The 13,360-nt window shown below is 38.2% G+C and carries 20 protein-coding genes; all 20 read left to right on the top strand.

Annotated features, from left to right (window positions below):
* Nucleotides 1-29 precede the first annotated feature (29 nt).
* The 20 genes from DWY07_RS09455 to DWY07_RS09370 all read left to right on the top strand — a co-directional run bounded on the left by DWY07_RS09455 (nucleotide 30) and on the right by DWY07_RS09370 (nucleotide 13,312).
* Nucleotides 30-935: a hypothetical protein gene (locus tag DWY07_RS09455; RefSeq protein WP_173784088.1), complete on the top strand. Its 906-nt coding sequence runs from the start codon at nucleotides 30-32 to the stop codon at nucleotides 933-935.
* Nucleotides 932-1,138 (top strand): hypothetical protein, encoded by a 207-nt coding sequence (locus tag DWY07_RS09450; RefSeq protein ID WP_117822836.1) that lies wholly within the window; start codon nucleotides 932-934, stop codon nucleotides 1,136-1,138. Before DWY07_RS09455 ends, DWY07_RS09450 begins: the two co-directional genes overlap by 4 nt.
* Nucleotides 1,139-1,218: 80 nt before the next feature.
* The gene (locus tag DWY07_RS13430; protein ID WP_226801109.1) at nucleotides 1,219-1,686 is read left to right on the top strand and encodes a DUF2829 domain-containing protein; all 468 of its coding nucleotides are present in this window, start codon (nucleotides 1,219-1,221) and stop codon (nucleotides 1,684-1,686) included.
* A gap of 126 nt (nucleotides 1,687-1,812) precedes the next feature.
* Complete coding sequence (locus DWY07_RS09440; RefSeq protein ID WP_147340247.1) at nucleotides 1,813-2,097, top strand: hypothetical protein; 285 nt, start codon at nucleotides 1,813-1,815, stop codon at nucleotides 2,095-2,097.
* A 235-nt stretch (nucleotides 2,098-2,332) separates the two neighbouring features.
* Nucleotides 2,333-2,500, top strand: coding sequence for a hypothetical protein (locus tag DWY07_RS13215; protein ID WP_173784089.1), 168 nt, complete (start codon nucleotides 2,333-2,335; stop codon nucleotides 2,498-2,500).
* 112 nt (nucleotides 2,501-2,612) lie between these two features.
* Nucleotides 2,613-2,981 (top strand): MerR family transcriptional regulator, encoded by a 369-nt coding sequence (locus tag DWY07_RS09435; protein WP_161117288.1) that lies wholly within the window; start codon nucleotides 2,613-2,615, stop codon nucleotides 2,979-2,981.
* Complete coding sequence (locus DWY07_RS09430) at nucleotides 2,971-3,828, top strand: DUF6591 domain-containing protein (RefSeq protein WP_117822832.1); 858 nt, start codon at nucleotides 2,971-2,973, stop codon at nucleotides 3,826-3,828. The genes DWY07_RS09435 and DWY07_RS09430 overlap by 11 nt, the downstream gene beginning before the upstream one ends.
* A gap of 207 nt (nucleotides 3,829-4,035) precedes the next feature.
* Nucleotides 4,036-4,209 (top strand): helix-turn-helix domain-containing protein, encoded by a 174-nt coding sequence (locus DWY07_RS13425; protein ID WP_242997332.1) that lies wholly within the window; start codon nucleotides 4,036-4,038, stop codon nucleotides 4,207-4,209.
* The gene (locus DWY07_RS13420; RefSeq protein WP_226801111.1) at nucleotides 4,206-4,481 is read left to right on the top strand and encodes a hypothetical protein; all 276 of its coding nucleotides are present in this window, start codon (nucleotides 4,206-4,208) and stop codon (nucleotides 4,479-4,481) included. The genes DWY07_RS13425 and DWY07_RS13420 overlap by 4 nt, the downstream gene beginning before the upstream one ends.
* Before the next feature lie 84 nt (nucleotides 4,482-4,565).
* Nucleotides 4,566-5,189, top strand: coding sequence for a TetR/AcrR family transcriptional regulator (locus DWY07_RS09420; RefSeq protein WP_117822830.1), 624 nt, complete (start codon nucleotides 4,566-4,568; stop codon nucleotides 5,187-5,189).
* A gap of 84 nt (nucleotides 5,190-5,273) precedes the next feature.
* On the top strand, nucleotides 5,274-5,738 hold the full coding sequence (locus DWY07_RS09415) for a CatB-related O-acetyltransferase (protein WP_117822828.1): 465 nt from the start codon (nucleotides 5,274-5,276) through the stop codon (nucleotides 5,736-5,738).
* Between the two features lie 65 nt (nucleotides 5,739-5,803).
* Nucleotides 5,804-7,153 carry an MATE family efflux transporter gene (locus tag DWY07_RS09410; RefSeq protein ID WP_117822826.1) on the top strand — a complete coding sequence of 450 codons (1,350 nt, stop codon included), beginning with the start codon at nucleotides 5,804-5,806 and terminating at the stop codon, nucleotides 7,151-7,153.
* Between the two features lie 128 nt (nucleotides 7,154-7,281).
* Nucleotides 7,282-7,611 carry a hypothetical protein gene (locus DWY07_RS09405; RefSeq protein WP_117822824.1) on the top strand — a complete coding sequence of 110 codons (330 nt, stop codon included), beginning with the start codon at nucleotides 7,282-7,284 and terminating at the stop codon, nucleotides 7,609-7,611.
* Nucleotides 7,612-7,718: 107 nt separating this feature from the next.
* The gene (gene hisC / locus DWY07_RS09400) at nucleotides 7,719-8,777 is read left to right on the top strand and encodes a histidinol-phosphate transaminase (protein WP_117822822.1); all 1,059 of its coding nucleotides are present in this window, start codon (nucleotides 7,719-7,721) and stop codon (nucleotides 8,775-8,777) included.
* Nucleotides 8,778-9,083: 306 nt separating this feature from the next.
* Nucleotides 9,084-9,995 (top strand): DUF5688 family protein, encoded by a 912-nt coding sequence (locus DWY07_RS09395; RefSeq protein WP_117822820.1) that lies wholly within the window; start codon nucleotides 9,084-9,086, stop codon nucleotides 9,993-9,995.
* Between the two features lie 184 nt (nucleotides 9,996-10,179).
* Nucleotides 10,180-10,767, top strand: a complete 588-nt coding sequence (locus DWY07_RS09390; protein WP_117807723.1) for a TetR/AcrR family transcriptional regulator — start codon at nucleotides 10,180-10,182, stop codon at nucleotides 10,765-10,767.
* Between the two features lie 18 nt (nucleotides 10,768-10,785).
* Nucleotides 10,786-11,178 (top strand): response regulator, encoded by a 393-nt coding sequence (locus DWY07_RS09385; protein ID WP_021943225.1) that lies wholly within the window; start codon nucleotides 10,786-10,788, stop codon nucleotides 11,176-11,178.
* An 11-nt stretch (nucleotides 11,179-11,189) separates the two neighbouring features.
* Complete coding sequence (locus DWY07_RS09380) at nucleotides 11,190-12,506, top strand: replication-associated recombination protein A (RefSeq protein ID WP_117822818.1); 1,317 nt, start codon at nucleotides 11,190-11,192, stop codon at nucleotides 12,504-12,506.
* Nucleotides 12,506-12,754 carry a hypothetical protein gene (locus DWY07_RS09375; RefSeq protein WP_117822816.1) on the top strand — a complete coding sequence of 83 codons (249 nt, stop codon included), beginning with the start codon at nucleotides 12,506-12,508 and terminating at the stop codon, nucleotides 12,752-12,754. The genes DWY07_RS09380 and DWY07_RS09375 overlap by 1 nt, the downstream gene beginning before the upstream one ends.
* A 54-nt stretch (nucleotides 12,755-12,808) precedes the next feature.
* Entirely contained in the window at nucleotides 12,809-13,312 is a 504-nt protein-coding gene (locus tag DWY07_RS09370; RefSeq protein WP_021943228.1) for an SEC-C metal-binding domain-containing protein, read from the top strand.
* Nucleotides 13,313-13,360: the final 48 nt, after the last annotated feature.

Raw genomic sequence — 13,360 nt, 5'->3', positions numbered from 1 at the left:
AGATCTATTTCCTTCGGCGTGAATGGAACATGGATGATCTGAGGCTTTCCACTTTTGATGGCAATACAAGAGATCTGCATAGACTGCTTGACGGACAGATTCGTGAAATAGATGAACCTTTTGAAGCTGGTGGTGTACAAGTAGATGCTCCGGGGATGTTTGGAGATCCGGCGGAAGACTGCAACTGCTGGTGTTGTCTCTTGCAGCGTGCCAGATGGGCGCTGGATGATGAAGAGCTTCAGACTCTGAGAAAGCGAGCGGAATACTTCGGGTTGGATAAGACAAAGGATTTTGAAGAGTACCAGACAAAGTACTTTAAGGTGTCGTTTGAGATTGAGCATGAAAAAGATGTTGCAAATACCCAAAACGGTGATAATATAAGAGATATAATGTTCAAGGCATCAAAGTCTGATGCTGGCATTATTAGAGATGAAAAAGCTGTTGTTGACGCATATTCACAGTTACCGGATAAAGTTCAGAAAGCAATGGCTGATGTAACCTTTAATATGGGGCAGAACGGCAGTAGTTGTGATGTGAAAAAAGGCATTATTAACGTTGCCAAAGGCGCTGAGAAAGAGGATATAGACCATGAATTTGGACATCTGATAGAAGAACGTATGCTGGATCCTAAAGTTGTGGAAAAGTATAAGAAATATTTAACTGAGGGATTAAGCGATAAAAATATTACTACGGAAATATACGAAAATGATGCAGGGCAAAAATTTGCAATATATATTTTGCATGGCGATAAATTTATTAGCGAATATCAAGGCAGGTTATATGTTAGCCGCATATCTGATGCTGTTAATCCGGATGGAAGTATAAAAACTGAATTTTTATTGGAATCCACCTCAGAGCTTTTCAGAGTGTATCAAAAAGATAAAACAATCCTTAGTACATATGAAATCGGGTTAGTAGAGGAGTCTTTAAAATGAATTTAAAAGAAGAATTTTTAAATATTACATCGTATGAAGAATATGATAAACAAAGAGAAAAGTTTGGTACTTTGCCTCGTGATGCAGAATTTTTATCTCATTTAGACAAGTTGTATGGTCCAGGATACGTAGGCGGAGATATAGCCAATGGAGTTATAGAAGAACTATATAAACCCGGCAAAAGACACATAGGAGAAGAATAGAAAATAATGCTAGATGGATTACGAGCACTGTACAGAGATGTATGGTGTTTTTTTTATGCAAAAAATAGGAGGATGAAAGAATGCAGAAGTACATTGGAACAAAACAGATTGAGGCAAGACCGATGACAAGAGGCGACTATAACAATTACAGAGGATGGCAGATTCCAGCGGAAGAAAATCCAGCAGATGAAGGCTATCTCGTAAGATATTCAGATGGATATGAGAGCTGGTCGCCGGAGAAGCAGTTTAACGAAGCATACAGACCATGTGACAACATGACGTTTGGAATTGCTCTTGAAATGCTCAAGAAGGGCTTCAGAGTTGCAAGAAAGGGTTGGAATGGCAAAGGAATGTTTGTTGTATTCCAGAAGGGATATCCTGATGGCATACCATGTAACAAGCAGACCGCAGAAGCCTGGGGAATCAGCGAGGGTGACTTATTCAAGTGTAACCCATATCTGCAGATCAGATGTGTTGATGGTTCACACTCCATGTGGGTGCCGAGTATAAACGATTGTCTTGCTGAAGACTGGGTAATAGTGGAGTAGAAACGGAATAGCAGATAATTCAGACCGTGTTTTTACCATGGTCTTTTTTTATGCCCAAAATCGGCTCAAGGCAGTAAAACTGTGACCGACAAAGAATAACTCCGGCAAGAGTGATAACTGCCATGTGTGGCTACGATTAAAGCCAGAAAGGATGGAACAATGGAATTAAAGGAACTGCTAGGAGATGACCTGTATAAGCAGGTACAGGCGAAGATTGACGAGAAGAACAGCACAGAGACAGACAAGCTCAAGCATGTAAGATACACAGATCTGTCCGAGGGCAAGTACGTCAGCAAGGAGAAACAACGAACATATCACGATGCATCTTCTAAAGTCAATACAAGAATATTAGCAAATGATTCTTCTGGAATAGTGACAGAAGATGGATTACTTGAATTTGGAAACTTATGACGATCTTCGAGTTCTTTGTAAATTCAACCAGATGTGGCATTTTGTCCCATGCCTGACAGATTTCAAATTCATGAATATCTTTCAGAGCTTCTCATATTCGCGAAAAATACAATTTCTTTTATAAGAGAAAAATTTTTTGACAGCACGTAACGTGCAGATTTAATCTGGAAATAGCATCAGAAAGATCATAACAAACGGAAAAGTAAAATTAGAATTTGAATAGGAGATAAATGATATGTATAGAGAATCGGAAGATAATACAATTATATTTACAGCATTTAACAGAAAATTGTTAAGAGATTTAGAGGAACTGAGAAATCTTCTGGTTAGAAATAAACCTGAGAGTGCTATGAAAAAACTGAATGAATTAATTGAAGATACAAAGAGGGACATAACCGAATAATTTGTAGCATGGGAAATGGTTCGCGAAAAAAACATTCTCTTTTATGAAATAAAAAATCATAAAAGCCTTTGACAGCACGTAACGTGCAGATTTAGGCTGAAGGAGGATGTATATGGAACTAATGACTTTAAGAACAATGTGTGAACGATTGAATGTTTCAAGAAGAAGTATTCAATGTTATGAGCAGGCTGGTTTATTGAAGCCTTCGGCAAAAAATAAATATGGTCATTTGCTATATGATGAGCAGGCGTTTCAGAGAGCACAAATGATTCGTTTCTTACAACAGCTTGGGTTTAAACTGGAGGAGGTAAAAGAAATTATAGATGCACCTGATAATGTAAGAAAAGATGCGATGGAAGTACATGTGAGAATGCTTGAATGTGAAACAGAAAAAATGACGGAACTTATTCAACAGGCGAGAGTTTATATTAATAGCATTAATGGAAAATCTGAAAATGGAGGGAAGACAAATGAGAAGTAAAAAGAAAATTATAATCACAACATTTATTGGGGCAATCATGTTGCTAGCAGGTTGTCACAGTGTAGGAACAGATCAAGAGCAAAAAGATAATAAAAAAACAGACTCTGAAACTGTAAAAATTGAGGATATTGATTGGAATGTAGGAGAAGGAATAATAGATGGAGACAGACATATTGTGATGAATTATGTAAATAATTCAAAGTTGGACATTGTTTATTTCGGCCTGGACTATACTGAAAAAGAGGAAATAACGGAAGAAGAAAAACAAAAGTTTTATTCGGACATAGAGAGGAAATTTAATTTGAGTGATGACGATATGATTAAAATAAAAGAAGAAACAATTGGAATGAATACAAGTGTAGAAAGATTGGTGAAAGAAGGAGATGAAGTATCTAACGTACCATGTCACTATTTTTCTGGAATTTATTATTTAAAGGATAAAGCACATCTGGAACTTATGCAGCCGGATATTGCAACAATAGAATTCGTAAGTAATGGTAGATTATATACAGAATATTATGATTTCAAATCACAGAAATACTCCTTGGAATCTGATAGTGAAGAGACCGTACAATGGACAGAAAAAGAGATTGGAACAGAGATTGATAAGCCGGAAGCAGAAGTTATAAAAGTAACATTAGATCTGGATGATTATCTATGCTTTGATGTGTATGGAGTATCAGAGTCACAATTTGAGGAATATATGGATTTATGCAAGAAAAGGGGATATACAAAGGACGCAGATAAAGATGAGGATTCTTATGATGCGGAGCGGGATGATGGATATAGTGTTTCTATAGATTATGATCAGACAGATTGTATTATGGATGTTTCTGTTAGTAAGTAAATTTATTTATGATAGGCATAGCCGAATGGTATATTATGCAAACAAATATACCGTTCGGCTATAGTTTATTTGTTTTGTGTAAAAGCCGATATGAGAACATTTCAGGTTTTGCTTAAATGTTAAAAAATGAAGCCTTGGCAAATAAACGAACGTTTACTAAAATAAAAGTGTAAACGGTCGTTTATTTTTTGCCCGGAGGTTATTAGTATGAGTAATAGGAAAGAAGAAATATTAATTGCGGCACTTAATCTTTTCGCCAGGGATGGTTACGAGGCTGTCTCAGTCAGCCAGATAGCAGGAGAACTTGGTATGACAAAGGGAGATTATACCGTCGTTATAAGAGCAAAAAAGATATTTTTAACTGTATTGTGGAGCAGATGAAGCAACAGGAAAGTGAGCAGGCATCAGATCATGATATGCCGGAGGATGATAAAGAGAGAATGCCTGAAAAGTATGAGACGGTGTCATTGGATGATTTTGTAAAATATAATATCATGAAGGAAAATATTGATTTTTATGGTAAGAGTGGTTTCAGACAGGCAAGCGAGTATGGTATCCGTTATCACGGATTGCCGGAGGGCTATCTGGTTGACGAGCAGGAAGTGGAAGAGTTTGATAGGCAGTTAACGATGTTCTTTTCTATTTTCAAATAATAGCTGTTGACAAGTAACCGATAGGTAACTATAATAAGGTGGCCAAAAGGTAACCGATTGATGAGGCCGATTTAGGAGACAAGTGTGGAGATTAAAGAAAAGAATACAAAGGACAAAATACTGGAAGAAGCTTTAAAATTATTTGCACAGAGTGGATATATGGGAACATCCATGAATGATATTGCTTCAAACCTTGGAGTAACCAAGGCTGCATTGTATAAGCATTATAAAAGCAAGCAGGAGATATTGGACAGTATTATTGACAAAATGAATGAACTGGATATGGAGAGAGTAAAGCGGTATGAAATGCCGGAGGGCGATCTGGAAAAGGTTACAGCTGAGTACAAAGAAACAGCATATAATAAAATTAAGCAGTTTACAAAGGTGCAGTTTCTTCACTGGACAGAAGAAGAATTCTCATCCTGTTTCCGTAAGATGCTGACATTGGAACAGTACAGGGAGCCGCAGATGGCACAGTTATATCAGAATTATCTTGCAGGTGGACCATTAACTTATATAGAAGCTTTGTTCTCGAATATGCTGGGGGATGCAAGAAAAGCCAGGCAGACAGCACTTGATTTTTATGGACCTATTTTTTTGCTTTACAGCATATATGATGGAGTAGATGACAAGAGTCGGGTGATAAGGCTTCTGGAAGATCACATGGATCATTTTCTACAGGAAATGCAGAAAAATACATCAAACTAAAATGTCCGGTGGCGTGATGCTGAAGGTTGCAGTTATGGAGATTTCGAGAATTATACAGATATTTTCGACAACAGGAGGCCGAAAATGAAAGATAATATTTTCCCAAGAACATTCGATAAACAGATCGTTTATCTGAAAAATGCAATAAATACCCCTGATATAGAGGTAGGGGATTATACAATGTACAACGATTTTGTACATGATCCGATTGATTTTGAAAAAAATAATGTTTTGTATCATTATCCTGTTAATAAGGATAAACTAAAAATTGGAAATGATGTGTGGATTGGATATGAAGCAGTTATTTTGTCTGGTGTAACAATCGGTGATGGCGCAATTATAGGCACTCGTGCAGTAGTAACAAAAGATGTGCCGTCATATACGATAGTTGGAGGAGTACCGGCAAAACCAATCCGTAAACGATTTGATGAAGAAACAATTCAGAAATTTAAAGAAATCAGATGGTGGGACTGGAAAGAAGAACGAATTAAAAAGAATATTCAGGCAATACAGTCTGGCGATATAAATATGTTAGAGTATATAAATTAGAAGTAAAAACATGGATTTAATAAAGAATATATACCATTTTAATTACAAAAGAGGTGAATGCAGACATGAGTACATTTGAACATGATCTTACAAAAGGGAATATCTGGAAGCAGCTTGTATGGTTTGCTGTGCCGTTTTTTATCAGTAATTTGATCCAGTCCTTATACAGTCTGATAGATCTGATCATTTTAGGACATTTTGGCGGAACAAATTCCATATCGGCAGCGAATATCGGAGGACAGGTGCTTGTGATCCTGACAAATCTTGCCGCGGGACTGTCAGGCGGAGGAACTGTGATGCTTGGAAATTATCTTGGATCAAAGCGTAAGGATAAGATCAATGGAGCAATCAGTACATTACTCATAACATTGACAGTTATGGCAGCAGTATTTATGGTACTGTTATTTATATTAAAACAGCCGTTACTTCGATTACTTGATACACCTGAAGAGGCATTTTCACAGGCAGAACAGTATTTGTTTATTTGCACTTTGGGCTTATTATTTATTTATGGTTATAATGCATTAAGTGCAATTATGCGTGGACTTGGTGACAGCCGGACACCGATGATCTTTGTTATGATTGCATGTGTGATCAACATTATTCTGGATCTGGTGCTGGTTGCCGGATTTCATTTAGGAGCCGGTGGTGCCGCTGTTGCAACTGTATTTGCACAGGGCTGTTCGATGTTATTTTGTATAATATATTTAAAACATCATGATTTTATGTTTGATTTCAAACCATCTTCTTTCCATTTTATAAAAGAGGAATTCCACACTCTGTTTCGTACCGGATTGCCGCTTAGTATTCAAATGGTTGGTACAAATTTTTCGTTTTTGATCTTGACTACATTCATTAACAGGGCGGGGGGCGTAGCGGCATCGGCTGCAGCAGGAATAGTAAATAATTTTAATGGATTTGCTATTCTTCCGGAAGCAGCGATCAGCTCGGCTGCATCAGCTATGATCGCACAGAATATGGGAAAGAAAGATGTGAAACGATCATCAAAGACTATGCACTGTTGTCTGGTTCTCTGTATTGGTGTGTCTTTGGTCGTGTTTACGTTGATGCACATATTCCCGGAGCAGATATTTCATCTGTTTGGCGTAAAAGAAGATGTCCTGGCCTATGGTCTGCCATATATCTTTGCTTTTTCGTTTGAATATGTGGGACTTCCATTTATCATGTCATTTAATACGGTTTCAACCGCAACTGGAAATGGATGGATTACGCTGGTTACAAATATGATATCTGCATTTATCGTTCGTATTCCGTTAGCATATGTTCTGGCGTTCCTTTGTGAACTTGGTGTAAGAGGAATTGCGATATCTATACCGATCGCGACAGCTGTTGGAGCTATAATATCATTTTTATTTTACAAAGCCGGAATTTGGAAAACACACATTCTGTTATAAAAGGATTTATTTGTCATATCTGAAAAATTGAGTATAACATTTCTATCCGGGCAGTACAGATATAGAATGTACCTATCCCCGGCATAGAACGAAGGTTGTAGTATGTCGGTTTGAATATGGAGCGGAAAATGGCATTTTCAGAAAATACAAAAACAGAAATTCAGATACGAAAATTTAAGGCAAAGACAATACTGCTGTTTTTTATTGTGATCACGATAACAGTAGGGGTTGTTTCATTTATAATAACAAGAAAATCTTCAAACGAGATGCAGAATAAGGTTGTTAACCTGGTTGCACAAGGAAATAGGCAGCAGATTAATAATGAAAAAAGCATTGGAAAAAATGCAGTTGATGTAATTGCAGATGTCACAATGGGGTATGATAATTACCAGTTGATCGGAGATGAAAATCTGGTCGTGCAGGGAAAATGTGAGAATAACTGGAGAGTCCTTTTATAAATAAGTGTCAGATGATTCTTATCTTGTATCTCATCCTGCAAAATGATAGAATAGACAACTGAAAACGATAACCTGCTGATTAGCAGAGAAAACATGGAGGATAAATCATGGCATCATGGAGAGATAATATTCGTCAGGTTGAGCCATATGTACCTGGTGAGCAGCCAAAAAATACAAATGTGATCAAATTAAATACAAATGAGAATCCGTATGGACCGTCTCCAAGAGTAAAAGCGGTTCAGGATAATGAGGATCTGTTACGGTTATATCCGGATCCGACAGCAGGCGCACTGGTGGATGCACTGGCGGAGTATCATGGTGTGGATGCATCACAGGTATTTGTAGGTGTAGGTTCCGATGATGTACTTGCAATGTCATTTTTGACCTTCTTTAATTCGGATAAACCGATTCTGTTTCCGGATATCACATATTCTTTTTATGATGTATGGGCAGAACTGTTCCGGATTCCATATAAGCAGATGCCACTTGATGAGAACTTCCGTCTGAAGATAGATGATTATAAGGGCGAAAACGGTGGAATCGTATTCCCGAATCCAAACGCACCGACCGGTATCTACGAATCGTTGGATCATGTAGAGGAGATCATAAAGAACAATCCGGACGTGATCGTGATCGTAGATGAGGCATATATTGATTTTGGAGGAGAAACAGCACTTCCGCTGATCGACAAATACGACAATCTTGTGGTAGTCAGAACCTTTTCAAAATCACGTTCCATGGCGGGACTTCGAATCGGTTATGCGATCAGCAACCCTGAACTGATCAAAGCCTTAAATGATGTGAAATACTCCTATAATTCATATACGATGAACCGACCGTCTCTGGTGCTCGGTGTAGAATCCATTCATGATGATGCATATTTCAGGGAGAAGGTTGGACAGATCATTGCAACCAGAGAAAGATTTGTGAAAGAGATAGCAGAGCTTGGATTTACCTGTCTGCCATCATCTGCAAACTTTGTATTTGCAACACATGAGAGTATTCCTGCAAAGGAGATCTTTGCTGCGGCAAAAGAGAATAATATCTATGTGCGTTATTTTGATAAGCCAAGGATTGACAATTATCTGAGAATCTCGATCGGAACGGATGCAGAGATGGACGCATTTGTCAGTTTTTTGACAAAATGTGTAAAAGAATATAAATAGGGATGGCTGGTTTTGCCTGTGAGCAGGCGGATAAAAGCATTGTTATCCATCGATAAAAAAATATAAGAGCGGATGTGTTTTTTGCAGATTTTGATAAGAAAGATGCGAAATACACATCCGTTTTTGCTTGTTCGGAAGAAAAACTGTTACAGAAACGCACAAGCTGTTACAAATAAACACACGCAAAATGTTGACGGTACATAGGAAATTCTTTATCATGATGGAAGAAATATTTCAGTAATAGAATCCGGATTTTATCATTTTTTCGAAATGTTTCAGACAAAGAAGCTGCGAAGGAGAGATAAAATGAAATTTAATGAATTTACAGAAACAGTCAGAGATGGGCTGGCGGTTTTATTTGAACCGGACAATATGGAGGTTGCGGTTACCAGAGTTGTAAAAAATAATGGGCTGATCCTTACAGGAATCAATATAAGGGACAGAAATTCCATGATAACACCAACGATATATATTGATGATTTTTACAGAGAGGATATTCAAAAGGAGGAGATACATACTGTTGTTTTGAGGATAAAGGATATCTTTACGGAACGATGTACCAAAGTATCATCCGACAATGAAATTCAGAACTATATGGATTTTAACTGGGTGAAGAACCGGCTGATCTATACGGTTGTGAATCAAAGTATGAATGAAGAATATCTGGAGCATGTTCCGTATATTCCGTTTCATGATCTGGCGATCATATTTCGATGTGTCTTTCATAAAGGTGAAAATGGTCTGGCATCCTCAACGGTATCAGAGGATGATCTGAAACGATGGCATACAGATACGAAGACACTTTACCAACTGGCAGAAAAGAATACTCCAAGATATTTCCCTCCAGTGATCGACCGGATCACAGCATATCTGAAGGCGAGAAACTGTCTTCCAGCATTTGTGGAAGATGAGTTTTCGGGCGAGTGCGGAGAACTGTATGTAATATCAAATGAAATGGGATTAAACGGAGCCGGAGCTATGTTGTACCGGGGAATCCTTGATATGTGTACGGAGCTTGCCGGGGACAGTATCTATATTATGCCGTCCAGTATTCATGAGTGTATGTTTGTGGAGGCTGGAAAAGTGTCGGAGCCAAAGATGCTGGCAGATATTGTGAAAGAAGCAAATGACAGTGTGCTTCACCGACAGGATATCCTTTCTTATAATGTTTATTATTACGACCGGAAAAAGCATATGCTGACGACTGTAACTGTATAAAAACAGGTGTTTCATCAGAAACACAGGCATAAAAGCACCTTGAAAACAAAAGAAAAAAGAGAAGTTTACAACTGTGTTCTGCGTATATTAATTTGAAGCTTTTTTGATTGACAAACGAAAGAGCATGACATAGAATTATATAGTATATATTGGGTGTAAGTTTATGTGTTGAGAGGAGAACGGTGTGGCTGAGAATTACGTTTCAAGAAGGGATAAGATCGTTGCATCGGCAGTTGAATTAATAGGCGATCTGGGATTGAATGCTCTGACAACCAAGAATCTGGCTCGTAAGGAAAATATATCCGAAACTTTGATCTATAAATACTTCGGGGGTATTGATGAAGTATTGACGGAAGTGGTCGTACAGTATGCGGCATTTGATAAGAATATCCAGATGACCGTGGATCACCAGACCGGATCGAATATGGATAAGTTACGGTTTTATGCAGATACATATGCAACCTATTATGATAATTATATCGGTATGGGTGCGATTATGCTGCATTATGAGGAATTATTGCATCTGAGTGAGACACGAGAGGTTATTTCTGAATGTATTCTGAAGAGAAATGAATTTGTCTGTAAGCTGTTTGAAGACGCTATAGCAGACAGAGAGATTCGGGAGGTATTTACCCCACGGGAATTGACATTGATGTTTAACGGTATATTTACAGAGGGTCTTTTAGAGCGAAGAACCAAATATTCCAAGAAAACATTTCGTGTTGAAGTAAAAGAGATGCTGAACCAGATTGAAAAGATGCTTAGATTTTAAAGTAGGAGGAAGTTTGTCATGAGAATATTAATTGCTGAGGACGATGTTGCAAATGCAAAGTTTTTATCAAAATATTTAAGTAAATTTGGAGAAGTTGTAATTACACCAGATGGAATTGCAGCTGTTGATGAATTTGTAAATCATTTGGAAAAGGGCGAAAATTTTGAACTTGTCTGTCTGGATATCATGATGCCGAAGATCGATGGATATAAGGTACTTGCATCGATTCGAAATGCAGAGAGAAAGCATGGCGTATCCAGAATGTTACGGTCAAAGGTTATTATGACAAGTGCACTGGATGAAACCAGCTTTGACAGCAATCAGGCCAGTGATGATTATGATGATTACATCTGCAAACCGATTGATATTATGAAATTCAACGAGATCCTTAAGAAGCTTGATGTTATTTAGGATGAATAAGAATGGATTTATTTGATTATATGAGAGAAAACCAGAAGGATGATGATTCTCCTCTGGCAAAACGAATGCGACCTGAGAGCTTGGATGAGGTGATCGGGCAGGAGCATATTATCGGAAAAGAGAAATTACTCTATCGTGCGATAAAGGCGGATAAGCTTAGCTCGCTGATTTTTTACGGACCGCCGGGAACCGGAAAAACGACGCTTGCCATGGTGATCGCACATACGACAAAGGCGGATTTCAAGCAGATCAATGCAACAACCTCCGGTAAGAAGGATATGGAGCAGATCATAGAAGAAGCGAAGAATATGAAGGCAATGTATGAAAAACGAACCATACTTTTTATTGATGAGATTCATCGCTTTAATAAATCACAGCAGGATTATCTGCTTCCATTTGTGGAGGATGGAACGATCATCCTGATCGGAGCAACGACAGAGAATCCTTACTTTGAAGTGAATGGGGCTTTAATTTCAAGATCTAATATTTTTGAATTAAAACCGTTGTCAAAAGAAAATATAAAAGAGATCATATTAAAGGCTGTTTATGACCAGAAGGGCATGGGAGCCTTTAATGCATGTATAGATGATGATGCCGTGGAATTCTTAAGTGATATGTCAGAAGGTGATGCCAGAAGTGCACTAAATGCAGTAGAGCTTGGAGTTCTTTCTTCTGAACCGGAAGCAGATGGGCAGATTCATATTACGCTGTCGGTGGCAGAGGAATGTATTCAGAGAAGAGCATTCCGATATGATAAGGACGGAGACAATCATTATGATATCATTTCTGCATTTATCAAGAGTATGCGTGGTTCCGATCCGGATGCTGCCGTATTTTATCTGGCAAAGATGCTGTGCGGTGGAGAAAGCATTACATTTATAGCAAGACGGATCATGATATGTGCCTGTGAGGATGTTGGAAATGCGGATCCAAATGCAATCTGTGTTGCAACAGCATGTGCGCAGGCGGTAGAGCGGGTCGGTATGCCGGAGGCTCAGATCATACTTGCACATGCGGCGATCTACGTGGCGTGCGCTCCAAAGAGTAATGCGATCGTGAATGCAATCTTTTCTGCAAAAAATGTTGTGGAACATGAGCAGACAGGACAGGTTCCGGTCTATCTGCGGGATGCACATTATGGCGGAGCAAAGAAGCTTGGACATACAGGTTATAAATATGCACACGATTATCCAAATCATTATGTAAAGCAGCAGTATCTGCCTGATGAGATCGCAGACAGACAGTTTTATGAACCGACGGATAATGGATATGAGCAGAACATAAAACAATATTTTAAGAAGATAAAGGAAGAACTTTAATGGAGAAAATGAAGCGGATAGCAGCCTTTCTTATGGTCCTTGTGATTCTTGGACTGGTTGTCTGGGCATTTATCTTGGGAATAACAGGCAGTGAATATTTTTCAGCGGCATTATTTCTGTGCATTCTGGTCCCGGTATTATTTTATGGAATCAGTCTGATCACAAAGCTGCTTACAGCAAAAGGAAAAGAACTGGCAGATCAGGCTGTGTCGTCAGATGAAACAAAAAAGAATAATGTTGAAAAATAAGGGATTATCTGATATACTCTATAAAGTTTTAAAAATTGAAACGAGGTATGTAACATGAGTTTATTATCACAGTGGCGCGATTATGCGTATGGTTTTGATGACAGAACACCAGAAGGAAAGCAGTTCTGGTTTGATTATTTTCAGGCAGAAAAAGGTATTTATGAAATAATTCTTGCAAATCCAAAGGCAGATCCTGTAAAAGGAACAGTAAAGGCACTTGCAGAGAAGTTTGAAGTAAGTATCCAGACCATGATCGGTTTCCTGGATGGAATTGATGACAGTCTGATCACATCGAATAATCTCGACGAGGTTACAGAGGATTCAGAAGTAACACTTGGTATTGATTATGAGAAGCTGTATATGAATATGGTTGGATGCAATGCAGAATGGTTATATACATTACCTGCATGGGACAAGATCCTTACACAGGAAAAGAGAGATGAACTCTATAAGAAAGAGAAGACATCCAGAACACTTGTAAAGCCTCCAAAGGTTGGAAGAAATGATCCATGCCCTTGTGGTAGTGGTAAGAAGTATAAGAAATGCTGCGGTAGATAATCTGATAAAGAAGAACTACAGCAGAATTTTATAACAGGAAAGAGAAAG

Source organism: Clostridium sp. AF23-6LB, assembly GCF_003461085.1.
Taxonomy (GTDB): domain Bacteria; phylum Bacillota; class Clostridia; order Lachnospirales; family Lachnospiraceae; genus Coprococcus; species Coprococcus ammoniilyticus.
This window is presented reverse-complemented; position numbering and strand designations above follow the sequence as displayed.